Genomic DNA, 25,919 nt, shown 5'->3' on the forward strand with positions numbered 1-25,919 from the left:
TTATTTTTCAGGAAAAAAGGGTAGATTAAATAATATTTTTTCAGTAAATTTTTGAGTAAAAATTTATATATTGTAAACACTATAAGTAATAAAATTTTGTTTAGGAGAGTGAAGTTATGGCATTAAATGAAAAAAAATTAAGAAAAGATTTTGATGATTTATCTCCTAAAGTAGAGCCGAAACCACAAATTTTTAAACATTGTGTAAGTGCTTTTATAGTGGGAGGTCTTATATGTGATGTAGGACAGTTTTTTAATAATTTTTTTTTGAACATGGGAATTCCAAAAGATGAAGTAGGAACTTATGTATCTATAGTAATGGTATTTATAGGTGCATTTTTAACAGGGATAGGAGTATATGATAAGATAGCCAAATTTGCCGGAGCAGGAAGTGTAGTACCTATAACTGGATTTGCCAATTCTATTGTATCGCCAGCTATGGAATTTAAGAAAGAAGGATATGTTTTTGGGGTAGCAGCCAAAATGTTTGTTATAGCTGGACCAGTTTTAGTTTATGGTATAGGCTCTTCAGTTATAGTAGGAATAATATACTTTATAATGAGTAAACTTTAATTTAGAATTGGAGGAGTTTACAGTGAATAAAAAAATTGGCATGCAAACTTTAAAATTAGATAGTAAACCTAAAATAATAGGTACTACTAGTATAGTTGGTCCTAAAGAAGGAGAGGGGCCTTTAAAAGATTATTTTGATGTAGTATTAAAAGATGATTTATTCAATCAGGAAAGCTTTGAGAAGGCAGAAAGTGCAATGTTATCTACTGCTATCTCAGATGTTATAAAAAAGTGTAATTTAAAGGATAAAGATATAGATATGTTATGTGCTGGAGATCTATTAAATCAAACTATATCTTCAAGTTTTGCAGCAAGAAATTTAGATATACCTTTTATAGGATTATATGGAGCTTGTTCTACAATGACAGAATCATTAAGTGTGGCATCTATGTTAATGGATGGAGAATTTGCAAATTATGCTGTAGCAGCTACTTCTTCACATTTTTCAGCAGCGGAAAGACAATTTAGATTTCCATTAGAATATGGGGCACAAAGAGCTCCAACTTCACAGTGGACAGTTACGGGAGCAGGTGCTATGGTTTTAGGTAAAGAAGGGAATTATCCCTGTATAACTTATGTAACTATAGGAAAAGTAAAGGATTATGGGGTTAAAAATGCAGACAATATGGGATCATCTATGGTGCCAGCAGCAGTAGCTACCATATATCAACATTTTAAGGATACAGGAAGAACTCCAAAAGATTATGATATTATTGCAACAGGTGATTTGGGCAAGGTTGGTAGAGAATTAACAGAAAAACTTTTATTAAAACATGGATATAATATAAAGGATGTATATGTAGATTGCGGAGAAATAATATTTGATAATGAAAAACAGGATACTGAGGCTGGTGGAAGTGGATGTGGATGTTCTGCAGTAGTAGGATGTGGGTACATATATAAAAATATATTAAGTGGTAAATTTAAGAGAGCTTTACTAGTTTCTACAGGCGCATTGATGAGTACTACATCATCACAGCAGGGAGAAAGTATACCGGGTATTGCCCATGCGGTTGCTATAGAAAGATAAAAGGAGGGATGTTTATGGGTTATTTAAGTGCTTTCATAGTAGGTGGAGTAATTTGTGTTATAGCCCAAATATTAATGGACACTACTCAATTGACTCCTGCAAGAATTTTAGTGAGTTTTGTTACGTTAGGTGTTATATTAGGAGCCTTAAATATATATGGTTATATTATAGATATAGGAGGAGCAGGAGCTACAATACCGCTACCAGGCTTTGGATATACATTAGCTAAAGCTACTATAAAAGAAGTTAAAGCTAAAGGATTAATAGGTGCTTTTACAGGAGGAATAAAAGGCGGGGCAGGAGGAATAACTGCGGCCATTGTATTTGGATATATAATGTCTTTAATATTTAATCCTAAAACAAAAGAATAAAAACTCCTAAAAGGAGTTTTTATTCTTTTTATCGTTTATTTTTATTATTTTTGTCTTCTTGGTTTTGATCTGAATTATTTTCAGGAGGTTTAGTATTGTTATTGTTATTGTTGTTGCTATTGTTATTATTTGAATTAGGTTTATCTGATGCGGTATTCTTATCTTTATCCTTATTTTTATCTTTATTCTTGTCTGTATCTTTATTCTTGTCTTTATCTTTATCTTTAATATTAGGGTTGTTTTTTTCAACAGTAGGTGGTAAGCTTACTCCTTCATCTATAGAATAAGGGAGAACCCACTGTTGATCTAAAAGTTCTACACCAGGAGAGTAATCTCTTTTTAAGAATACCCTAGATTCTACAAGGAATGAAGGGGTAAATTTACTTGCTAATTTACCAGTTAATTTATTTATTTGAGTTTCTACATGTATATCATCATATTCTGTTGGAATAGTTCCATTTATAAAAAATTCATTATATACTGTACTTCCTCTAGGATCTCTATAAGAGAGTTGGGTTGGAAGTTTACCAGAAATTCTATCTACATTAGCAGTTACAACACTAGCTGGTTTTTGAACTTGTTTATAGGGAAGATTAACATGGAACTCTTTCATAATATCCCCCCAAAGTTTAGCAGCAGTGCTACTATATACTCCATTTACTGTAGAGGAATTGTCATTACCTATCCAAACCGCAGCAGAATAGTAAGGAGTTAATCCACAGAACCATAAATTTTTCATATCACTAGATGTACCGGTTTTACCTCTAACCTCCATATTACCAAAATTAGCTTGAGGTCCAGTACCACCTTCACTTACAGGACCTTGAAGCATATCATAAGTTATAAAAGCAGCTTCCTGTGAAAGAACTTTCTTTGTATGAGTTTTAGGTTCTAAAATAATTTTACCTGTTCTATCTACTACTTTTGTATATAACTTTGCTTCTGTATAGGTTCCATTATTGCCAAATACTCCATAGGCTTGAGCCATTATTAAAGGATTAGTTCCTTTATGTAATTCTCCTAAGGATAGAGCTGCTATACTAGTCCTATCATGTTGATCTATAGGAATTCCAAATTTTTCAGCATATTGTATACTAGTATTTAGTCCTATTTTATCTACAAGTTTTACAGCTATTACGTTTATAGAGTGCATTAAGGCCTCTCTTACATTTACATATCCATAATAAATATTAGGAGTATTTCTAGGGTTATAAGGTGCTCCAGAGCTATATTTACGTCCTATATTATCTGGAATTGGGGAATCTTCAAATCCAGTAGCCGCAGTGGCCTTTTTACTATCTATAGCAGCACTATATACTGTAAGAGGTTTAATACTAGAACCAGCAGGCCTTAGATAGTTATAAGAAGCTGCTCTGTTATAAGATCTAGCAGGTTGATTACCTCTACCTCCAATTATAGTTTTTACTTCACCATTATGATAGTCCATTATTACAGCAGAGGCTTGAGGATATATCATACCATTACTTTTATAAGAATTTAAATAATAGGCATTATTTATTGTATTTTGAGTTTTATCTTGTAAATTTTTATTCATGGTAGTGTATATTTTTAAGCCACCATTAACTAAAAGATTATGAATTTGTTTGTCATCATATTTATATTGAGCTTTTAAATCTTTTTTTACTTGCTCAATAGCAGGAATAGAGAACCATTCATAGTCTAACTTATTGTTAGGAGCAGATGGTTTAGCAAAGGCAAGTTTTTTACTATCTAAATCCTTTAAAGCTTTATTATAATCATTTTGAGTAATATATCCATTGTCTAACATTTTATATAAAACAGTTTTTGTTCTATTTAAATAAATAGAAGGGTTTTTCTTAGCAACAGATGAATAGGGATAGTAAACTGATGGACTTTGAGGTACTCCAGCAATAAAAGCACATTCTATTAAAGATAGATCTTTTACACTTTTATTAAAATACTGTTTTGATGCTGCCTCTACTCCTAAAGCATTTCCACCTAAAAATATACTATTCATATAGGCACCTAAAATTTGATCCTTTGATAGTTCTTTTTCTAGTTGTATAGATAAGTACATTTCCTGAACTTTTCTTTTAATAGAAACTTCAGAGGATAAAACTGTATTTTTTATTAACTGTTGAGTTAGAGTAGAGGCTCCCTGAAGCTTGGAACTTCCTTTTATTTTATTAGTTACATTAATTAATATGACACCAGTAAATCTTTTTATGTCAACTCCACTATGTTTATAAAATCTTTCATCTTCTATACTTACAAATGCATTTTTTAAATTTTGGGGTACATTTTTATAATCAACTACAATTCTTTGTTCGTTAGTTATAACTTTATCCATATATTGACCTTTATCATCATAAAGTATAGAGGGCTCATCAAAAGTGAGAACTTGCTGTACATTTAGTGGAGGAGCTGTTTTTATCATAGCAAACACAATTCCCCCAAAGGCTACTCCAGCTATTAAGAAAATACTTAAAAAGACATTAAGTATTATTTTAAAGGCGCTAGATTTGCGCTTTTTTTTCTTTTTTCCCATATATATTTGTCCTCCTTAGTTAGGGTAAAATAAAACATTATTTTTAATATTATAACACATATTGAATTACTTATGAATAAATAGAAAAAATCCTAATTATTATTTAAGAATGAATAAATTATTACTATCTAAAGTAAAAATATAATATATAAGAAATAGGAGGATAGGATTATAAAAAATAAAAAGATTAGGATTATAATTATATTAATATTTTTTATTTTATTTTTGAATGCTTTTCTATATGTCTTTGATAGAGCAGTTACCCCTAGTATGCTGGATATGGCAGAAGGGGAGATTAGGATAAAAATAACAGAAATAATAAACAAGGCTATAATAAATGAATATTCTAAAAATTTTAATTATGATGATATAATAAATATAGAAAAAGATGTTAATGGAGATATAACTTTATTAAAAGCAGATACTTTAAAAATGAACAAAATTGCCTGTGATGTTTCTTTAGAATCACAAAAAGAACTTAAAAAATTAGAAAATATGGGCATAACTTTTCCTGCGGGATATGTATTGAAAAATAATTTCCTTGCTTATTACGGTCCTAATATAAGAGTTAAAATAGAACCTATAGGATATATAGAAACTAAATATCTATCCAACTTTAATAGTGCAGGAATAAATCAAACAAGACACACTATTTCCGTTCAAGTTAAGAGTAAAGTTAAGATTATTTTACCTATGAAAACTAAGGAAATAGAAGTTAAAAATCAGGTGCCAATCTGTGAAACTATTATAGTAGGTAATACACCAAATACTGCTATTGATATGAAACTAGAAGATGCAGGCTTTAAATTAAATAGTAAAAATTAAATAAAAATGTAAAGCCTACAAGGCTTTACATTTTTATTATTCTTCCCAATTAAAAACATAAGGTATATTTCTATAATAATCTCCATAATTTAAACCATAGCCAACCACAAATACATCTGGGATGGTAAAGCATGAATAATCAGGCGTTAAATCTACTTTTCTTCTTTCAGGTTTATCAAGAAGAACACAGGATTTTACAGAATTAGCACCAAGAGATTTTACGTGATTCATAACAAATTCCATAGTTATTCCTGTATCAACTATATCATCTACAATAATAACATCGTAGCCTGTGATGTCATCAGGAATATCATTTACTATTTTAACATTGCCACAGGATTGTTCTTCATGACCATAACTAGAAGTAGTCATAAATCCTATTTTTGTAGGTACGTCTATTTCTCTTACAATATCTGCAGCAAATATAAAACTCCCTCTTAAAAGAGATAATATGTATAAGTTTTTATTTTTATAATCTTTTGAAATTTTTTCTCCAATCTCTGCAACTTTTCCTGCTATTTCTTCTTTACTTATTAATATGTTTCTGTTTTTTCCTTCCATGATAATCCTCCAATACATACATACATTATGTATATTTACAATATTGTTTTTATAGTATAAAATTATATGAAAGTTGTCAAGGTATAGGGTAAAGCCTAATAAATCTTTTTATTATAATTTATATGGAAAGGTAGATATTAAATGATATATGGTAATATTGATGGAATAAGAAAAACCGTTTTAGAGGAATTAGAAGAAATATATGAAATGAAAATAGAAAAGAATGACATCATTAATGAAGAGCTAATGAATGTATTATGCAAATTAACAGAACAATTAAATAGAGAAATAAGTGTGGGAATATCTAGAAAAGGTAGTATAGTAGCAGTTTCCGTAGGAGATAGTACAACTGTAGAAATGCCGGAGGTGGAAATCAAAACCAATAAGCTTTCCGGTATAAGAATTGTTCATACTCATCCAAATGGTAATCCTAAACTTTCTTCAGTAGATTTATCTGCATTATTAAAATTAAAATTAGATTGTATGGTAGCTATAGGAGTAGAGTATGAAAAGATAACAGGATTTGGTGTGGCATTTTGTACTATGGAGGATAGTAAATTAAGTATAGAGGAAAAGCATTTTAAAGATATAAATAGCCTATTAGACTTTAGTTTATTAAATGAAATAAATTATATAGAACAAAATTTGAAAAATGAAGAATTAGAAGATCAGGAAGAAGAAAAGGTTATACTTGTTAGTATTGATGATGAAGAAAGTATAGATGAATTAGAAGAATTAGCTAAGGCTTGTAATTTAAAAGTTGTGGAAAAGGTCTTACAAAATAAAAATAAAATTGATTCAGCCTATTATATAGGCACAGGTAAGGTAGGAGAAATAGCCTTAATAAGGCAGGCTTTAAATGCAGATGCGGTAATATTTGATGATGAACTTTCTGCCTCTCAAATAAGAAATTTAGAAGAATCTATAGGAACTAAAGTAATAGATAGAAATACATTAATATTAGATATATTTGCAAGGAGAGCAAAAAGTAGAGAAAGTAAAATACAGGTAGAACTTGCACAATTAAAATATAGATTATCAAGATTAGCAGGATTAGGATTAGTTCTATCAAGAACAGGTGGAGGAATAGGTACAAAAGGGCCAGGTGAAAAAAAGCTAGAAACAGATAAAAGACATATAAGAGAAAGAATTTACGATTTAAAGAAAGAGTTATATAAAATAAAAAAGGTTAGAGAAACTCAAAGAAGTAAAAGAAATGATATACCTAAGGTTTCTTTAGTTGGATATACTAATGCAGGTAAATCTACATTAAGAAACAAGTTATGTGATATGGGAATAGCTAGTGCACAAAATAAAGAAAAGGTTTTTGAAGCAGATATGTTATTTGCTACACTAGACACCACAACTAGAGCAATATCATTACTTAACAACGAAATCATAACATTGACAGATACGGTAGGCTTTGTAAGGAAACTTCCTCATGAATTAGTAGAAGCTTTTAAATCTACATTAGAAGAAGTTATTTATTCTGATTTACTTCTACATGTAATAGACATTTCATCAGATACAGCAGAAAAACAAATAGATGCAGTTGATAATGTATTAGAGGAATTAGGAACAGAAAATAAACCAATAATATTAGTATTTAATAAAATAGATAAAGTCTCAATGGAAAGATTAAATTATTTCAGAGATAAATTTAAAGATGAAAAGGTTATAGAAATATCCGCTAGACTAGGTATAAATCTTGGAGACTTGCTAAAGCTAATAGAGGAAACATTGCCATATAAATTAGCAGAAGTAGAGTATATAATTCCTTACGATAAACAAAAAACAGTAGCATTTTTGCATAGAAACAGTAAAATAATAGAAGAAGAATATAGAGAAAAAGGAACTTACATTAAAACAAAGGTAGATACTGAAGTTTATAATAAGTGCCGGGAATTTCTACTTAATAAAAAATAAAAAATATACTTTTTAAATTCTTCATTAAAAAGTAACAAATAGAAAAAGGAATTATTAGCAAAGTGTAGAATATAATAATTACAAAATAATTATTATTAATTAAATGTGATTATAAGGAGGAATTGTTTATGAAAAAATATTTATGTGAGGCTTGCGGATATATATATGACCCAGAACAAGGAGATCCAGATAATGGAGTAGCACCAGGAACAGCTTTTGAAAATGTTCCAGAAGATTGGGTATGTCCTTTGTGTGGATTACCTAAATCAGAGTTTGTAGAAGCTTAATTAAATAAAATATAAAAAATAAGCTGTAAATCTTTTAGATTTATGGCTTATTTTTTTAAAATGGAAATAATAATAAATAAAGATTAGTTTAATCTATATAAAAATTTTTATTATGTTATTTTGATTATGGTATAGAAATAAAAACAATTTAAAATATAGAAAGGAAGATATAATATGGAGAAAGTTTGTCCAATATGTAATAAATTAAATACAGTAAAATATTGTTGTGATAAATGTGGAGGGGAGTTAATAGATAGGGGCGTAATTCATGATTATATGGATCCATACAGTGTAACATGGCCTATACAGGACTATGAGGATTATTGCTTACATATTTTTAGTTGTAATAATTGTTGTAATGAAAAAAAGGAATATATACAAAAAATTATTGTATAAATATCATATATGAAAGAAAAATTTCACATATAATGCTTACTAGTTGTAATAACTCCAATAAGTATTATATAATATAAAGAATTGAGAAACTTTTACTGTGCCATTATTTTGAAAATTAAATTATTTTAAAAAAGGGAGGAGGATCAGCTTGAATGATAATATAATTAAGTATCAAACAGCTTTTAATAATGTTATAGATAGATTAAAAAATAATGAATCTGTTTTGGCTGTAATGGTATTTGGTAGTATGGTCACAGGAGATTTGTGGGAAGAATCGGATATAGACTTATTTGTTGTAATAAATGAAGATATTAAGGTGGAAAAAATATATACACAAGAAGAGGACGTTCCTATTCATGTTAAAATAATTGATAAAAAAAATTTAAATAAAATATACCAGTGTGATTTAAGGGGGGGCAAAACCCATAGAATATTTGCTTCTTCAAGGCTAGTATTTTCAAAAGATAGTTCTATAAGTTCTTGGTATGACAGGGGAAGATATTATCCAGATATTGATAGAGAAAGATGGAATTTAGTTTATTTAGATGAGATTTTTAAGTATATAGGAGTATGTAAGAAATATTTAAAAAATAGAGGCCTTTATACAGCTTATAGTGATTCTGTGAAACTTACAGAGGCTTTTTCAAAATTATATGTTAATTTTTCTGGATATATGATCAGTAAAGATGTGATAAATATGGCCACTAGTCTAGATGATGACTTTAAAAATATAGTAGATGATTTATTTTTTAATAAGGATAATATTGAAGAATCAATAATTAGATTGATAGAATACATTAAAATATATTTAAATGATAATATTAGAAACATTACATCATTATTGCTTAATTATATGAAAGAAAAGGATACATTTTTAAGTTCTCAAGATATTTTAATGGATGAGCTATTTAAATGTTACTCAATTAGTATGGAAGATATATTAGAATATCTTTATTATAAGAATATAATAAAAAAACAGAGTAGAAAATTAAAAAATAAAAAAGGAGAACTAATTTTCGAAGAAAATGTTTATTTTATTTAGAGGTTAACAACAATTATAGACTATTAAAAAAATTAAATATAATAAATTTTATTCTATTAAAAATATCAACCTATTTAGTTAAGTAAAGTTTGTTTTATTACTATCTGATTTAATACATTTATATTTTATAAGTAGTAAAAGGATAGTTATGAACAGGGATAATTTCTTATAAGAAGATTAAATGAAAAATTTTATTTTTTATAAGTAAATTTAATCTAAGACTAAGAAGTACTTCACAACTAAATAGGTTTTTTAGGTAATTAAAAATATATATGGGGGACAGTCTTATGGAGAAATATATACTAATTTTTCAGGAGAACTCTATACCTAAATATGTTCAACTATATAAATATATAAAAAATATGATAGATAAAAATAAAATTAAGGACAATGAAAAGCTACCATCTATAAGAAAATTAGCAAATTTATTAGGTATAAATACGGTAACTGTAATAAATGCATATAAAAAATTGGAAAATGACGGATATGCCATACAAAAGATAGGTAGCGGTACCTATGCAAAGAAAAAAGAGATTAGTAGAAATTTAAGAAAAGAATATTCAGATTCAATAAAATCCATAGATAAAGAAGATTTTAAATGTTATATAGATTTTATAGGGGAAAGTGCTTGTTCAGATTTATTTCCCGTGGAATCTTTTAAATCCATATTAAACGAAGTTTTGGATAGGGATGGAAAGGATGCTTTAGTTTATCAGGAAACATTAGGCTTTGAAGGACTTAGACAGCATATATCAGAAGTGTTTTGGAATAACAAAATAGAAAAAAATCATATACTTATAGTTTCAGGAGCACAACAAGGAATTGATATAATATCAAAATCTATTATAAATGTTAATGATAATGTTTTAATAGAAAAACCTACATATAGTGGAGCACTTTCAGTTTTTAAATGGAGAAGAGCAAACATATATGAAGTTCCTATGGAAGAGGATGGAGTAAATATAAAAGAATTAGAAAAGATAGTTAAAAAAAATAATATTAAATGTTTTTATACTATGAGTTATTTTCAAAATCCAACAGGTATAAGCTGTAGCTTAGAAAAGAAGAAAGCCATATTAAATTTAGCAACTATATATGATTTTTATATAATAGAAGATGATTATTTATCTGAATTAATATATGATAAGAATATAGAATACATAACCTTTAAAAGTTTAGATAGAAATGATAGAGTTATATATATAAAAAGTTTTTCAAAAATATTTTTACCAGGAATAAGAATAGGTTATGTAATAGCACCTAAAGATTTAAGGGAACAAATTCAAAATTGTAAAATAAATACAGATATATCTACATCAAGTTTAATGCAAAGAGCTTTAGATTTGTATTTAATAAAGGGATTATGGAAGGAATACATAAATTATTTATATGAAATTTATGTACCAAAATATGAATTTACTAAAAATACGATACAAAACATATTAAAAAATAAAGTAGAATTACAAAATCCAGGGGGAGGGCTTCACTTTTATATAAAAATAAAGGAGAATGCTAATATAAATTCCATGGAACTTTTCAATGAATGTATGAAAAACAAAGTTTTAATTACACCAGGAGTTCTTTTTTATAAAAATCCTAAGGAAGGTTTAAAATATTTTAGGTTAGGATTTTCAGAAAATACTATAGAAGAAATAGAATTAGGTATAAATAAAATAAATGATATATTAGAAAAGAGATTAAGTTAATATAGATAAAAATAAATTGATTTTATGAATTTTTGTATTAAATTTTACAAAAGGTTTATATAATTTAAGTGTTTTAAGAAAGGTGAGGAGTATGAATAAAAATTTAGTAGATATAGATTGGAACAATATAGATAAATACTCCCAAGAACAAATAACCTACTTCTTATACTTAGAGGGGAAAAATATAGAAACTTTGAGTCAGATTAGAAATTTGGATAAATCCACTATAAAGAAACACATACTGGATGGTAAGATTAAATATGGTATACTGGCTAAAAGTTCTAATGTAGAAGAATTATTTAAACAAATAGCTAACTCAGGAAAGCAAGATAAAATAGAAGTTATAAATGGATTAGAAAGTAAAATAAAAAAGGATTTAATTTTTTTTATAAAAAATAATTATGGAGATATGTATCCTAAAGATAAACAAGCAGCAGTTTGGATTTTAGGAGAATTGAAAGATGAAGAAGGAATTGACATACTTTTAAAAGCATCAGTACATAAATTTATAAATATAAGAAGGATGGCAGTTTCAGCCTTAGGTAAAATAGGGAGTATTAAAGGAGAAACTATTTTAATAAGGGCATTAGAAGATGAGAATTCTCAGGTTGTAACTTATGCTATAAAAGCCTTAAAAAAATTAAAAAGCACAAAAGCAAAGGAAAAAATTATATATATAAAAAATAAAACTGATAAAGATTATATATTAAAAGCAGTAGATGAATATTTACAAGAAATAAATGACCCTATATAGAAAAGAGGTATGTAAATGTCCTATTTTACTATAAAAAACTTTGGAAAAGATGAATTTGAAGAAAAAAAGTCTACTTTCATAGGAAGAGCGCAAAGGATTTATACAGAAGAAGAAGCTAAGGCTTTTATAAATCAAGTTAAAAGCGAAGAAAAAGAAGCAAGACATAATGTTTATGCGTATGTTATTGGGGAAAACATGGGAATACAAAGATATAGTGATGACGGTGAGCCCCAAGGAACAGGTGGTATACCGGTATTAGATGTTATAAAAAAGAATGAAGTTACAGATATAGCTATAGTAGTTACAAGATATTTTGGAGGAATACTTTTAGGTAAAGGTGGACTAGTAAGGGCTTATTCAAAAGGGGCTGCCGTAGCCATAAAAGATGCAGGTATAGTTGAAAAAGTTAAAGGTAAATCTATAACTTTCATAGTGGAATATGATGCTTTAGGTAAAATACAGTATTTGTTTGAACAAAATCTTTGGCATATAGAAGATATAGAATATACAGAAAAAGTTAGTTTAACTATGTTTTGTGAAGTAAATATTATATCTACAATAGAAAAGAAAGTTCTAGAGATAACCAACGGAAATTGTAAAATAATTAAAGGAGATGAAAATTTCTACTTTAAAATGGATAATAGGCTATTTGAAGATGAGCAATAAATTTGAATTTTTAACTTTCTCTATGATATAATAATTTAGTGAATTTGCATTTAAATATTAGTATTTTCAATTATAAATATACTAATAAAAATAGTTTTAAAAATAGAATTTATATAAATTTTTCTATTAATAAGGTTGGGAGGAAATAACATGTCAGGACATTCAAAATGGCATAACATACAAGCTAAAAAAGGCAAAGTGGATGCTAAAAGAGGAAAGATTTTTACTAAAATAGGTAAAGAAATTGTGGTAGCAGTTAAGCAAGGAGGTCCAAGTGCGGACTCAAATCCAAGACTTAGAGACGTTATTGCAAAAGCAAAGGCTAATAATATGCCAAATGATACAATAGAAAGATCTATAAAGAAGGCGTCAGGAGAACTTAATGCTGTAGACTATGAAACTATTACATATGAAGGATATGGTCCAGCAGGTATAGCAGTTCTAGTTGATGTGTTAACAGATAACAAAAATAGAAGTGCAGGGAATGTAAGATACGCTTTTACAAAACAAGGCGGAAACATGGGTTCAACAGGTTGTGTATCATTTATGTTCCAATCTAAGGGGCAAATCGTTATAGAAAAGAAAGATGGCTTAGATGAAGATGAACTTATGATGATGGCATTAGATGCAGGTGCAGAAGACTTTGAGTCAGAAGATGAGGTTTATGTTGTAACAACTTCTCAAGAAGATTTTGGAACTGTTAGAGAGGCTCTAGAATCAGAAGGATTAGAATTTTTAGAAGCAGAGATTAAGATGGTCCCAGATACATATACAGCAATAGATGAAGATACAGCAACTAAATTTCAAAAGATGCTAGATGTTTTAGAAGATGATGACGATGTGCAAAATGTATATCACAATGCAGAATTCCCTGAAGGATGGGAAGAGTAATAATATAAGAAAATTACGACTTAAAAGGGAATATACTACCCTTGGTTTAAAAAAAGGATATGTGGTTAGAAAGGCAACTCACTTCAATAAGAGATTCTAACTTGTTTTTTCTTAAAATATATGGTTCTAAATCATAACTCGCTGAACGCTCAGACAATAATTTGGAACATACATATATTTTGCAAAAACAACTAAGAATCTCTAATCTTGTTCAAATGCCTTTTACACCACATATCCCTATTTTTTAAACTAAGGGAAGTTAGCATAACTCTTTAAAGATAATTTCCTGTAGAGCACGAGGCACCAAAGGAAGATTTTACTCTACTCTGTTTTGTAAAATCCACAATTATATTTTTCTTTATTAAGTTATTTAGATATTTTAAAAATTTTCGTTAGAAAATTCATGCGTAGCATATCAAAAAATCGTATCCTTCATAATATTTATATGAATTTAAATTACACTTAAAGCTATTTGCGTTAGCAAAACAATTTAATAAAATAAATAAATTAATTTAGTTAATAATTTACAAATCGCAGTTGTTATAAATTCTACTAACCTTATAAATATATACCTTTTTTATTATACAGATTTTACTTGAATGGCTACGCCACTTATTTTTGTTAAAATTAAAGCTTTTACATACAAAAATAAATACTAACTATCCCAAAAATCTCCGATTTTAAAGGTATTAAAACAAGAAATACTTTTAGAGAAAATAGATATCTAGAAAAATAATTAGAATACTTCATTTGTGAAATAATATTTAAGCGTGAAGTAAACAGGACGTTTACTTAGCCCTGTTGCCACAGGACGTGACATTAGGACGCTAGCTTAAATATTAGGGCACAAATACTAGTATTCTTTATTTTTATAGCTATCTATTGACTAAAAGTATTTCTTGTTTTAATTTTCAACCTTTAAAGGCCGTTACGGCGTAATTTCCTTATTTAGTGAATAAGAGTTTGCATATTTGTCCATAATATTCCTAGGAGGGATATTATGGATGTAAAAAGAAGAAATGTTATAATTATAATTGTTTCATTGTTTGTGTTATTTGTGTCTGTTTACTATATAACTTCAATAAAATTAAGAAATAATGAGGTAGATAGCAGTAAAAGACAAGTTAAACAAGAGGATATAAAAGAAGATTCTTTAGCTGTAGGTAGTACAGGAAATGAAGTGTTGGATAAAGAATCTAAAATAATATTTAAAATAAAGTATAAAAAGAGTGGAGACACCATAACTGTAAGGGAAACAAAAGTATCAGATAATGTAGATCTAGTTGGAAAAGGCAAAGAAGATATTGAAAAGATATATTCTAAAGAAGGATATAAAGTTGAAGAATTTAAAGATCATATATTGTCTCTTGTGAAAGAAGAGGATAAATATATGCCTAATAAATATGTTGTAGGGATAAAAGGTGATAATATAGCTATTTATAGGACGGATGAAAGTGGAAACATGTACATAGAGGATGAAAATAAAGATATAACAGATATAAAAACAAGTAAATTAAAAGAACAGGATATTCATATGTTAACCACTGGAGATAAATATTTTCAATGTGATACAAGGGAAGAGGCAGAAGCACGTCTAGAAGATTATGAATAGAATTATTTAAACAAAATTTGTTATAATTTATTTTAGTAATATTAATATACAAAAAACTAATATTGGAAATATAGCTTGCATTTACACTAATATGCAAGCTATGTTTTTTTAGTTGAATAAAAACTTCTAAAATGATAAAGTAATATGTGTCTATTAATATGTAATTGGAGGGTTAAGGGGTGTACGAATATATAAAAGGAAAATATATTGATATGTACAAAGACTATATAGTTATAGAAAATAACAATATAGGTTATAAAATATACACATCAGGAAGCACTATGGCAAAATTACCTTCCATAGGTGAAAATATAATGTTATATACAGAACAAATAGTAAGAGAAGATTTTATAGGAATTTATGGGTTTTTAACAAAGGATGAATTGAGTATGTTTAAATTGCTTTTAACAATAAATGGGGTGGGAGCTAAGGCCTCTTTATCTTTATTATCTATAAGCAATGTTTCTACTTTGAAATATGCTATAAAAATGGGAGATGAAAAAACTATAACAAGAGCTCCAGGTATAGGGAAAAAAACAGCTCAAAGAATTATATTAGAGCTTAAAGATAAAATAGAGATAGATATTGTAGAAGATGATGATGAAGAAATCATAAATAAGATTACGGATGATAAAAAAGTATTAGAAGCAATAGCTGCTTTAGTAACACTAGGTTATTCTGAAAAAGAAGCAAATAAAGTGATTGATCAATGTGATAAAGATAATTCTTTAGAACAGATTATAAAGGAAGCTTTAAAGTATTTAATGAAATAAATTAGAGGGGGGTACTTAGATGGAGAACAGAATGGTAACTCCTTTTGATGTAGAAGATGATAAGGAACAGTATAGTTTAAGACCTACTACATTAAAAGAATATATAGGTCAAGAAAAAGTAAAAGCTAATTTAGATATATTCATACAAGCAGCTAAAAAAAGAGGAGAATCTTTAGATCATGTACTTTTTTATGGACCACCAGGACTAGGTAAGACTACTCTTGCTAATATTATAGCTAATGAAATGACAGGTAATTTAAAAGTAACTTCAGGTCCAGCTATAGAAAAAGCAGGAGATTTAGCGGCTATATTAACTAGTTTAACAGATTATGATGTTTTATTTATAGATGAAATTCATAGATTAAATAGATCTATAGAAGAAATATTATATCCAGCTATGGAAGATTATGCTTTAGATATAGTTATAGGCAAAGGTGCTGCAGCAAAGTCTATAAGATTAGATCTTCCTAAATTTACTCTTATAGGGGCTACTACAAGAGTTGGATTATTAACATCTCCCTTAAGAGATAGATTTGGTATGTTATGTGCTATGGAATTTTATACGGATGAGGAACTTATGGAAATAGTAGTAAGATCAGCAGCTATATTAAATGTAAATATTTGCAAGGAAGCTGCTTTTGAAATAGGAAAAAGATCCAGAGGTACTCCAAGAATCGCCAATAGGCTCTTAAAAAGAGTTAGAGATTATTGTGATGTTAAACATGATGGTGATATAGATTTACAGGGTGCAAAGGCAGCCTTAGACTTATTAGAAGTAGATAAAGAAGGGTTAGATAAAATAGATAATAAAATATTAGAAGCTATAATTTTTAATTTTAAAGGAGGCCCTGTAGGATTAGAAACCTTAGCTTATTTTATAGGTGAGGAATTAGATACCATAGAGGATGTTTATGAACCATATCTTATACAAAAGGGATTTATAATGAGAACTCCAAGAGGAAGAGTGGCCTCAGAAAAAGCATATAACCATTTTGGAGTAACAAAAAAAGAAGAAAAAGCAAATCAAGTATCTATATTCAATAAATAATAAATAATAAATTTTAATTCTATATTAAGAGGTGGAAAACGTGAAAGTAAAAGATTTTGATTTTTATTTGCCAGAGGAATTAATAGCACAACATCCTATGGAGAAAAGAGATGAAGCTAGATTACTTGTATTAGATAAGAAAACAGGTGAGATAGAGGATAAAATATTTAAGGACATTTTAGATTATTTAACACCAAATGATTGTTTAGTTTTAAATAATACTAGAGTTTTACCTGCGAGACTTATAGGGTCAAAAGAAGAAACTGGTGGGAAAATGGAATTCTTACTTTTAAAGAGAAAAGAAAAGGATGTATGGGAAACTTTAGTTAAGCCAGGAAAGAGAGCTCAGATTGGAGCAAGATTTATATTTGGCAATGGAGAGCTTAAAGCAGAAGTTATAGGAATGGGAGAAGAAGGAAGTAGAATAGTAAAATTTTATTATGAAGGTATTTTCGAGGAAATATTAGATCAACTAGGACAAATGCCCCTACCTCCATATATAAAGGAAAAGTTAGATGATAAAGAAATGTATCAAACAGTTTATTCAAAGGAAGAGGGATCAGCAGCAGCTCCTACAGCAGGACTTCATTTTACAGAGGAACTTTTGGAAAAAATAAAAGGAAAAGGTGTGAAATTAGCCTTTTTAACCTTACATGTAGGATTAGGAACTTTTAGACCAGTTAAAGTAGAAGATATTCAAGAGCATATTATGCATTCAGAATATTATAAAATGGATAAAGAAACTGCTGAAATAATAAATACTACAAGAGAAAAGGGTGGAAGAGTTATAGCAGTAGGAACTACCTCTTGTAGAACATTGGAAACTATAGGGGACATAGAAGGTAAAGTAAAGGAGCAATCAGGATGGACAGATATATTTATTTATCCAGGATATAAATATAAAGTAGTGGATGCTTTAATTACTAATTTTCATCTTCCACAATCTACATTACTAATGTTAGTATCTGCATTAGCAGGAAGAGACAATATAATGAATGCATATAATATGGCAGTAGAAAAGGAATATAGATTCTTCTCCTTTGGAGATGCTATGTTTATTAAATAACATTAATAGAAGCTTAATCCCTAAGGAAAAAGAGGTGGAAGTATGTATAAATTGTTAAAAAAATCAGGAAATGCAAGACGAGGAGAATTTACAACTCCTCATGGTATGATACAGACTCCTGTATTTATGAATGTTGGAACTCTTGCGGCCATAAAAGGAGCAGTATCATCTATGGATTTAAAGGAAATAGGATGTCAAGTTGAATTATCTAATACATATCATCTTCATTTAAGACCAGGAGATGAGATTGTTAAAAAAATGGGCGGATTACATAAATTTATGAATTGGGATAGACCAATACTTACAGATTCAGGTGGATTTCAAGTATTTTCATTATCAAAAATAAGAAAGATACAGGAAGAAGGAGTTTATTTTAATTCACATATAGATGGTAGAAAGATATTTATGGGACCGGAAGAAAGTATGAGAATACAAAGTAATCTAGCTTCAACTATAGCTATGGCTTTTGATGAATGTGTGGAGAACCCAGCACCAAGAGAGTATGTAGAAAAGTCCGTAGAAAGAACAACAAGATGGTTACATAGATGTAAAGATGAGATGGATAGATTAAATTCTTTGTCAGATACTATAAATAATAAGCAAATGTTATTTGGTATAAATCAAGGTGGAATTTATGAAGATATAAGAATAGAACATGCTAAAACTATAGCTAAAATGGATTTAGATGGATATGCTATAGGAGGATTAGCTGTTGGGGAAAGTCATGAAGACATGTATAGAATAATAGATGCAGTAGTTCCTCATCTTCCAGAGGATAAACCTATATATCTTATGGGAGTGGGAACACCAAGTAATATATTGGAAGCTGTAGATAGAGGGGTGGATTTTTTTGATTGTGTTCTTCCTGCAAGAAATGGAAGACATGCACATGTTTTCACAAAAGAGGGTAAAATAAATTTATTGAATGCAAAATTTGAATTAGATGATAGACCTATTGATGAAGGTTGTCAGTGTCCAGCTTGTAAGCATTATACAAGATCTTACATAAGACATTTATTTAAGGCAAAGGAAATGCTAGCTATGAGATTATGTGTTTTACATAACTTATATTTTTATAATAATTTAATGCAGGAAATAAGAGATGCCATTGACGGAGATTATTTTAAAGAATACAAAGAAAGAAAACTTCAACAGTGGTGTGGAAGAGCATAAAGAATTAAAAATAGTTTTTGTTTATTAATAGCTATAATAAATTTTGTGTTTTAAATATAAAATAATATAAATATATCTATTAATTGTAAATTATCAATTAATAATAAAAAAACTTTTCAAATTTAAACTGAAAAGTAGTAAAATAAATTATAGTTCATAAAAAATTAGGAGGGATATATATGCAACAAGGTCTAGGATTAAATAGTATATTCTTAGTGGTAATGCTTGGATTATTCTATGTAATGGTATTTATGCCAGAGAAGAAAAGAAAGAAAAAATATAATGAAATGTTAAATTCCATCTCTGTAAATGATGAAATAATAACAAGAGGTGGAATAATAGGCAAAATAGTTAGCATAAAGGAAGATTATGCAATTATACAAACAGGACCAGATAGAGTTAAGATACAAGTTAGTAAAAGTGGAATATTAGACATAACTAAAAAAAGAGAAGATACAGATAAAAAAGAAGATATTGATAAGAAAGAGGAAAAACCAGCAAAAGAGGATAAATAAATTATCATAAAACACTCCCTTAATACATAAATACTAAATATGAGGGGGTGTTTTATGTTGAATAAGAAAAATACTGAATTTATTGTACAAGGATTATTAAGGGCTATTATAATTACTGTAATCATGCTATTAATATTTGCAGTAATATTAACTTTTAAAGATATAGGTGAAAAGATATCTTCAATTATATATCTTTTAATTACAATTTTAAGTATAATGTATGGAACTATATATGCTGTTAGAAAAATAAATAAAAAAGGATGGCTAATAGGACTAGTAATATCTATTATATACATGGCTATTATATACATCATATCTATAGTTTCTGGTAATACATTAACTTTTGGGACTGATAGATTTATAAGAATATTTTTGGCATTAATACTAGGAATTCTTTCAGGCATGTTAGGTATTAACATTTAGAATGATTTGAGGTCAATGGAAACTTTATTTTATCCATAAATTATGATATAATCAAACGGAAAGTAAGTAGGTAGATTGGAGGAATACTTAATGAAACATATAAAAACTATAAACAAAGCAAACATAAAAAACAGCTTACAAAAACCAGGCTGCAAAGAATGTGCAAATTCTTGCCAATCAGCATGTAAAACTTCTTGCACAGTAGCGAACTTAGCTTGTGAAAACTAATATAAGCTAAAAGCAGTAACTTTAAAGTTACTGCTTTATATTTACTGAAAATAAATGTATAATATAAATGTTTTAATAAATAATAAGTCCTATATTTTGAAAATATTTGTAGAATTATAAAAGCAAAGTATATAGGTTAATAAGGAGGAAATTTAATTGGCTGATATTCATAAGTTCACCCAAATGGGACAAAAATATGTTATAGACGTAAATTCAGGAGCAGTACATATAGTAGATGATATAGTATATGATTTATTAGATGATGAAGGTTTAAAAGCTAAAGAAGACCTTATGCATGGATATAAAGAGAAATATAGCAAAGAGGAAATAGAAGAGGTTTATGAAGAAATAGAAAGTCTTATAAAAGAGGACATGCTATATTCTAAAGATAAGTATGAAAATATAGCTTATACCCATGAAAAAAGTGAGAATTTTATAAAGGCGTTATGCTTAAATATAGCCCATGATTGTAATTTAAGATGTAAATATTGTTTTGCAGATGAAGGAGAATATAAAGGAAAGAGAGAATTAATGTCTCCACAGATTGGGAAAAAAGCTATAGATTTTGTTATAGAGAAATCCGGACCAAGAAAAAATATAGAGGTAGATTTATTTGGAGGAGAACCCTTAATGGCTTTTTCTACTATAAAGGAAATAGTAGAATATGCTAAAGAACAAGAAAAAAAACATAATAAAACCATAAGATTTACTATGACTACCAATGGTACTCTATTAAATAAGGAAATAATGGAATACTTGGATAAAAATATGGGGAATATAGTATTAAGCATAGATGGAAGAAAAGAAATAAATGATAATGTTAGAGTTAGAGTAGATGGCAGTGGTTCTTATGACTCTATATTACCTAAGATTAAAGAAATGGTAGAGATGAGAGATAAAACAAAACAATATTATGCTAGGGGCACATTTACAAGAGAAAATTTAGATTTTTTTGAAGACGTAATGCATATGGCTAATAATGACTTTGATGAAATATCTATAGAACCAGTAGTTCTTCCAGAAGATCATCCTTTATCCTTAAGAGAAAAAGATTTACCAAAAATATTTGAACAATATGATAAATTAGTAGAAGAAATGATAAAAAGACACAAAGAAGGTAAAGAATTTAAGTTTTATCACTTTAACATAGATCTTCAAGGAGGACCTTGTGTTTATAAAAGAATATCTGGTTGTGGAGCAGGTCATGAATATGTTGCTATAGCTCCATCAGGAGATGTTTACCCATGTCATCAATTTGTAGGGAATGAAGACTTTAAAATGGGAAATATAATGAAGGACTTTAAAGTAAAAGAAGATATAGCAAAGGAATTTAAAAAAGCTCATATATACAATAAACCAGAATGTAAAGAATGCTGGGCAAGATTTTACTGTAGTGGAGGATGTCAAGCGAACAATTATAACTTTAATAAAGATATGAATATACCTTATAGTTTAGGATGTACTATGCAAAAAAAGAGAATAGAGTGTGCAATAACTTTGAAATCTAATACAATGAATGATTAATAAAAGAAATTTAGTACATAATTTATTATAAAGCAAACATAATAAATTATGTTCTTATTCTTATAATAAAGTATATATAAGAGGGGGATAAGTATGAGTTACAATAGGCATAAAAGTAACAAGGGAAAAAGCGTAATAATATTTACATTATTAATTGTAGTAATAGCTATATTTGCTTATGCAGGATCTTATGGTTTGAAAGTAGGAAATTACAGATTCAAATCATTTGGAGAGACCATCAATAAAGGCTTGGATCTTCAAGGTGGAGTATCAATGCTAGAAGAAATTCAAGCAGATAAAGTAGATGAAAAAACTGTAGATAGAACTATAGAACTTATATCTATGAGAGTTAATAAAATGGGTGTTAGTGAAACTACAGTAACAAGAGAAGGGAAAAAAAGAATAAGAATAGAAATACCAGGTAAATATAATGCAAAAGAAGTTATTGATAGTGTAGGTAAAACAGGAGAATTAAAATTTGTAGGACCAGATAAAAGCATTATACTTACAGGAAAAGATGTAAAAGATGCAACAGCATATATAAATCAAGAAGATAATTCACCTACTGTTGGATTAGATTTAAACGAAGCAGGAGCTAAAAAATTTGCAGATGCTACTAAAAAATTTATAGGTCAACCTATAGCTATATATATGGATGAAGAAGAATTAACAAAACCAGTAGTTCAAGCACATATAACTAATGGAAAGGCTGTAATAACAGGAAGTAAAAGCATAGAAGAAGCTAAAAGACAAGCTAATATAATAAAATCAGGAGCTTTACCTGTAGCTGTTAAGCCTGTAGAGGTTAGAACAGTAGGAGCTACACTAGGGGCTAATGCATTAGATTTAAGTGTAAAGGCAGGAGTTGTAGGTGTAGGACTTGTATTTTTATTTATGATTATATACTATAGAGTACCAGGATTGTTGGCTGATATAGCTTTAGTTTTATACATAGTACTAGTTTTAGCTACATTCTCAACTATAAAAGCTACATTAACATTATCAGGTATAGCGGGTTTCTTATTAACAATAGGTATGGCAGTGGATGCTAATGTGCTTATATTTGAAAGAATTCGGGAGGAACTTAAAACAGGAAAATCAATAAAATCTGCTTTAGAATCAGGATATCATAGAGCACTTTCTTCTATTTTAGACTCTAATATAACTACAATAATAGCAGGTATAGTTTTATATAATTTAGGATCTGGAGCAGTTAAAGGATTTGCTTTAACTCTTATGATAGGTATAATTCTAAGTATGTTTACAGCTATAGTTGTTACTAGATTATTACTAAAGTTAGGTTATGATATAGGCATTCTTAATAAGTTAGCTTGCTTTAGAGTTAAAAGGGGGGAGGAATAGTATGCTAAAGATAATAGAAAAAACAAAAATTTGGTTTTCTATTTCCTTAATAATTATACTTACAGGAATGTTTTTTCTTATGAAGGATGGATTAAATTATGGAATAGATTTTAAAGGTGGTACTGTTGTACAAATAAATATAGGAAAAGATTTCAAAAAAGAAGAAGTAGATCAAATAGTAAAAAAGCATACTTCAGATTCTGTAACCAATAAAGTAAACAACACTCAAATAGAGATAAGAAGTAATTCCTTAACAGATGAGGAAATTAATAAGCTATTTAGTGATGTAAAATCTAAATACAATTTAAAAGATAAAGATTTAGTTTCTCAACAGAGAATAGGACCATCAGTTGGAAAAGAATTAAAAAGAAAGGCTTTATTAGCACTCATAATAGCTAATATAGCAATGCTTATATACGTAGGAATAAGATTTGAATTTAAATTTGGTCTTGCAGCTATACTTGGATTAGTTCATGATATATTAATAACTATCTCAGTATATGCTATATTTAAACTACCTGTAAGTTCAAGCTTTATAGCAGCAATACTTACTATAGTAGGTTATTCCATAAATGATACAATTGTAATATTTGATAGAATTAGAGAAAATCAAAAGAAAATGAGAAGAAAAGATGTATCAGAAATAGCTAATATATCCATAACTCAAACTATGTCAAGGTCTATAAATACAGTATTAACTACTTTATTTACAATAGTTGCAGTTTATGTATTTGTGCCTTCCATTAGAGATTTTGCTTTCCCTTTAATAGTTGGTATAATAACAGGATGCTATTCTTCTATATTTATATCTAGTCCTCTTTGGATTTTATTTAAGAAGTCAAAATTAGCGAATAAGTCAGCATAATAAGTATATTTATATAAAAATCCAAGCTTTAAGCTTGGATTTTCTAACTTTTAAAACCTGTCAATGTATAAAGTTAAAATATATTGCAAATGAGAGTAAAATGAATGTTACTATATTAATATATACTCATCTTTATATAATAATATTGAATAAACTTCTAAAATATTTGTCAAAAATCATAATATAAATTATAATATATATGTTTTCTATAAAATTGGAGGATATATAAATGGAGAAATTGGTTGATAATTTGCAATGGTATAAAAATCCAAAAGTTAATAATCCTTTTTTGCTAAATGGAATGGATAGAGCTTTAAAAAGAATAGTTAAGGCTGTTAATCATAGAGAGAAAATAGTTCTGTATGGATATTATGATTTTGATGGTATAGCGGCTATATCATTATTGTTATTAGTTTTAAAATTTTTAAATGCAGATGTGGAATATTTTATACCAGATTGTTTAGATGAAAAACATAATATAAATTCTACATATATAGAAAATCATATAAAATTTTTGGGCGCAGATTTGATTATAACAGTAGGATGTGGTATAAACTCTAGTTCAGAAGTAGAATTATGTAAAAGACTTGGAATGGATATAATAATTACAGATTGGCATAAATGTTTAAAAGAAAAACCTAAATCAACAGTTATATGTCCAAATGAAAATTCATGTTCATATCCATTTAAACATTTGTCAGCTTCAGGTATAGCTTATAAGTTGGTGGAAGCACTTTCTATGTATTATAAGATGAAATTTACATATAAGTATTTAGATTTAGTTATGTTGGGAACCATATCAAATACCAATTCTATAAAAGAAGAAAACTTGTATATAGTTAAAGAAGGGTTAGAATCTCTGCAGAATACCAATAACCATGGGTTGAAAGCTCTTCTACATATTGAAAAAATCCAAAATGATGAAATTAATTTATATGATCTTAAAAAATTAACACAAAAATTATCTAAAGTTACAGAACCTACTAATAAAATTAATAATGCAAGAATATTGGTAGAGTTATTCACTACAACTAATGAGGATAGAGCTAATCAAATAGCTAAGTATTTAAAAAATGAAATAGACTTTAATATACATAATAAAGAATGAAATTTCATATAATTACTTGAATAAGATAGGTTGTTTAATATATAATAATCTGTGTACAAAATTAAAAGATAAAAATAAATTGTTCGTATGAATTTAGGGGGAAGAGAAGTGAATTTAAAAGAACATATAAGGGTAATTGAAAATTTCCCAAAAGAAGGTATAAGCTTTAAGGATGTAACTACAATACTTCAAGATGGAAAAGTATTGAATTACACTATTGATAAGTTAGCAGAAAACTTAAAGGATAAAAAAATAGATAAAATAGTAGGACCAGAAGCCAGAGGATTTTTATTTGGAACCCCTTTAGCCTATAAATTAGGTGTTGGTTTTGTACCAGTAAGAAAAAAAGGCAAATTACCATATGAGACTATTAGTTGTAAATATGATTTAGAATATGGTCAAGACGAGCTTCAGATACATAAAGATTCTATAAAAAAAGGTGACAAGGTAGCTATAGTAGACGATCTTCTTGCTACAGGTGGAACTATTGCTTCAGTAGTAAAATTAGTAGAGGAATTAGGTGGAGAAGTTGTTAATGTAAGTTTTGTAATAGAACTTACAGATTTAAAAGGAAAAGATAAATTAGAAGGTTATGATATTAACTCTTTAGTACAATATGATATATAATATAACATATATAAGATATTCCTACTTAAAAGTTTGAA

27 protein-coding genes are annotated in these 25,919 nt (G+C 28.0%); 25 read left to right on the plus strand and 2 right to left on the minus strand.

Annotation, left to right across the window (positions count from 1 at the left end; translation table 11 throughout):
* Positions 1–116 precede the first annotated feature (116 nt).
* Genes spoVAC through spoVAE form a run of 3 tightly spaced genes read left to right on the plus strand, consistent with a single transcriptional unit; the run spans position 117 to position 1,973 of the window.
* A complete protein-coding gene (spoVAC, locus tag ACYUEW_RS07160; protein WP_072586267.1) occupies positions 117–572 on the plus strand; it encodes a stage V sporulation protein AC in 456 nt (151 codons plus the stop codon).
* A 22-nt stretch (positions 573–594) separates the two neighbouring features.
* The gene (gene spoVAD / locus ACYUEW_RS07165) at positions 595–1,602 is read left to right on the plus strand and encodes a stage V sporulation protein AD (protein ID WP_459566347.1); all 1,008 of its coding nucleotides are present in this window, start codon (positions 595–597) and stop codon (positions 1,600–1,602) included.
* Positions 1,603–1,616: 14 nt separating this feature from the next.
* A complete protein-coding gene (gene spoVAE, locus ACYUEW_RS07170; RefSeq protein ID WP_072586269.1) occupies positions 1,617–1,973 on the plus strand; it encodes a stage V sporulation protein AE in 357 nt (118 codons plus the stop codon).
* Positions 1,974–2,001: 28 nt separating this feature from the next.
* Here the strand turns inward: spoVAE and ACYUEW_RS07175 are convergent, their stop codons facing one another.
* On the minus strand, positions 2,002–4,503 hold the full coding sequence (locus ACYUEW_RS07175) for a transglycosylase domain-containing protein (protein WP_460276516.1): 2,502 nt from the start codon (positions 4,501–4,503) through the stop codon (positions 2,002–2,004).
* A gap of 198 nt (positions 4,504–4,701) precedes the next feature.
* Here ACYUEW_RS07175 and yunB point away from each other — a divergent pair, with 198 nt between their 5' ends.
* Positions 4,702–5,328 carry a sporulation protein YunB gene (yunB, locus tag ACYUEW_RS07180; RefSeq protein ID WP_257411382.1) on the plus strand — a complete coding sequence of 209 codons (627 nt, stop codon included), beginning with the start codon at positions 4,702–4,704 and terminating at the stop codon, positions 5,326–5,328.
* 36 nt (positions 5,329–5,364) lie between these two features.
* On the opposite strand, the gene hpt is transcribed toward yunB, so the two are convergent.
* Positions 5,365–5,889 carry a hypoxanthine phosphoribosyltransferase gene (gene hpt / locus ACYUEW_RS07185; protein WP_042384329.1) on the minus strand — a complete coding sequence of 175 codons (525 nt, stop codon included), beginning with the start codon at positions 5,887–5,889 and terminating at the stop codon, positions 5,365–5,367.
* 141 nt (positions 5,890–6,030) lie between these two features.
* On the opposite strand from hpt, the gene hflX reads away from it, so the two are divergent.
* From hflX to ACYUEW_RS07290, 21 genes are all read left to right on the plus strand, one after another.
* Entirely contained in the window at positions 6,031–7,815 is a 1,785-nt protein-coding gene (gene hflX, locus ACYUEW_RS07190) for a GTPase HflX (RefSeq protein ID WP_460276517.1), read from the plus strand.
* A 128-nt stretch (positions 7,816–7,943) separates the two neighbouring features.
* The gene (gene rd, locus ACYUEW_RS07195; RefSeq protein WP_003403636.1) at positions 7,944–8,102 is read left to right on the plus strand and encodes a rubredoxin; all 159 of its coding nucleotides are present in this window, start codon (positions 7,944–7,946) and stop codon (positions 8,100–8,102) included.
* 174 nt (positions 8,103–8,276) lie between these two features.
* Positions 8,277–8,498, plus strand: a complete 222-nt coding sequence (locus tag ACYUEW_RS07200; RefSeq protein ID WP_003483772.1) for a hypothetical protein — start codon at positions 8,277–8,279, stop codon at positions 8,496–8,498.
* 148 nt (positions 8,499–8,646) lie between these two features.
* Positions 8,647–9,540: a nucleotidyltransferase domain-containing protein gene (locus ACYUEW_RS07205; RefSeq protein WP_030036603.1), complete on the plus strand. Its 894-nt coding sequence runs from the start codon at positions 8,647–8,649 to the stop codon at positions 9,538–9,540.
* 287 nt (positions 9,541–9,827) lie between these two features.
* Complete coding sequence (gene pdxR, locus ACYUEW_RS07210; RefSeq protein ID WP_042384352.1) at positions 9,828–11,246, plus strand: MocR-like pyridoxine biosynthesis transcription factor PdxR; 1,419 nt, start codon at positions 9,828–9,830, stop codon at positions 11,244–11,246.
* 91 nt (positions 11,247–11,337) lie between these two features.
* Positions 11,338–12,000 (plus strand): HEAT repeat domain-containing protein, encoded by a 663-nt coding sequence (locus ACYUEW_RS07215; protein ID WP_003483780.1) that lies wholly within the window; start codon positions 11,338–11,340, stop codon positions 11,998–12,000.
* Positions 12,001–12,015: 15 nt separating this feature from the next.
* The gene (locus ACYUEW_RS07220; RefSeq protein ID WP_003483781.1) at positions 12,016–12,666 is read left to right on the plus strand and encodes a YigZ family protein; all 651 of its coding nucleotides are present in this window, start codon (positions 12,016–12,018) and stop codon (positions 12,664–12,666) included.
* A 150-nt stretch (positions 12,667–12,816) separates the two neighbouring features.
* Positions 12,817–13,557 carry a YebC/PmpR family DNA-binding transcriptional regulator gene (locus ACYUEW_RS07225; protein WP_003483782.1) on the plus strand — a complete coding sequence of 247 codons (741 nt, stop codon included), beginning with the start codon at positions 12,817–12,819 and terminating at the stop codon, positions 13,555–13,557.
* Positions 13,558–14,557: 1,000 nt separating this feature from the next.
* Positions 14,558–15,169, plus strand: a complete 612-nt coding sequence (locus ACYUEW_RS07230) for a hypothetical protein (protein ID WP_043032300.1) — start codon at positions 14,558–14,560, stop codon at positions 15,167–15,169.
* 179 nt (positions 15,170–15,348) lie between these two features.
* Positions 15,349–15,942: a Holliday junction branch migration protein RuvA gene (ruvA, locus tag ACYUEW_RS07235; protein ID WP_459566350.1), complete on the plus strand. Its 594-nt coding sequence runs from the start codon at positions 15,349–15,351 to the stop codon at positions 15,940–15,942.
* Between the two features lie 19 nt (positions 15,943–15,961).
* Positions 15,962–16,990: a Holliday junction branch migration DNA helicase RuvB gene (gene ruvB / locus ACYUEW_RS07240; protein ID WP_003483786.1), complete on the plus strand. Its 1,029-nt coding sequence runs from the start codon at positions 15,962–15,964 to the stop codon at positions 16,988–16,990.
* 40 nt (positions 16,991–17,030) lie between these two features.
* On the plus strand, positions 17,031–18,056 hold the full coding sequence (gene queA, locus ACYUEW_RS07245; protein WP_257411350.1) for a tRNA preQ1(34) S-adenosylmethionine ribosyltransferase-isomerase QueA: 1,026 nt from the start codon (positions 17,031–17,033) through the stop codon (positions 18,054–18,056).
* A 42-nt stretch (positions 18,057–18,098) separates the two neighbouring features.
* The gene (gene tgt / locus ACYUEW_RS07250; RefSeq protein ID WP_043032297.1) at positions 18,099–19,229 is read left to right on the plus strand and encodes a tRNA guanosine(34) transglycosylase Tgt; all 1,131 of its coding nucleotides are present in this window, start codon (positions 18,099–18,101) and stop codon (positions 19,227–19,229) included.
* Between the two features lie 179 nt (positions 19,230–19,408).
* Positions 19,409–19,744 carry a preprotein translocase subunit YajC gene (gene yajC, locus ACYUEW_RS07255; protein WP_003483791.1) on the plus strand — a complete coding sequence of 112 codons (336 nt, stop codon included), beginning with the start codon at positions 19,409–19,411 and terminating at the stop codon, positions 19,742–19,744.
* Positions 19,745–19,798: 54 nt separating this feature from the next.
* Positions 19,799–20,167 (plus strand): TIGR04086 family membrane protein, encoded by a 369-nt coding sequence (locus ACYUEW_RS07260; RefSeq protein WP_003483792.1) that lies wholly within the window; start codon positions 19,799–19,801, stop codon positions 20,165–20,167.
* A gap of 90 nt (positions 20,168–20,257) precedes the next feature.
* Entirely contained in the window at positions 20,258–20,395 is a 138-nt protein-coding gene (gene scfA / locus ACYUEW_RS07265; RefSeq protein WP_003357718.1) for a six-cysteine ranthipeptide SCIFF, read from the plus strand.
* A 156-nt stretch (positions 20,396–20,551) separates the two neighbouring features.
* Positions 20,552–21,919, plus strand: coding sequence for a thioether cross-link-forming SCIFF peptide maturase (scfB, locus tag ACYUEW_RS07270; protein ID WP_459566351.1), 1,368 nt, complete (start codon positions 20,552–20,554; stop codon positions 21,917–21,919).
* A 93-nt stretch (positions 21,920–22,012) separates the two neighbouring features.
* Complete coding sequence (gene secD / locus ACYUEW_RS07275) at positions 22,013–23,281, plus strand: protein translocase subunit SecD (protein ID WP_003483794.1); 1,269 nt, start codon at positions 22,013–22,015, stop codon at positions 23,279–23,281.
* A 1-nt stretch (position 23,282) separates the two neighbouring features.
* Positions 23,283–24,146 carry a protein translocase subunit SecF gene (gene secF / locus ACYUEW_RS07280; protein ID WP_003483795.1) on the plus strand — a complete coding sequence of 288 codons (864 nt, stop codon included), beginning with the start codon at positions 23,283–23,285 and terminating at the stop codon, positions 24,144–24,146.
* A 229-nt stretch (positions 24,147–24,375) separates the two neighbouring features.
* Positions 24,376–25,254 (plus strand): DHH family phosphoesterase, encoded by an 879-nt coding sequence (locus tag ACYUEW_RS07285; protein WP_003483796.1) that lies wholly within the window; start codon positions 24,376–24,378, stop codon positions 25,252–25,254.
* A 108-nt stretch (positions 25,255–25,362) separates the two neighbouring features.
* Positions 25,363–25,881 carry an adenine phosphoribosyltransferase gene (locus ACYUEW_RS07290; RefSeq protein ID WP_003490675.1) on the plus strand — a complete coding sequence of 173 codons (519 nt, stop codon included), beginning with the start codon at positions 25,363–25,365 and terminating at the stop codon, positions 25,879–25,881.
* The last annotated feature ends 38 nt before the right edge of the window (positions 25,882–25,919 follow it).

The organism is Clostridium sp. CTA-1 (assembly GCF_054768215.1).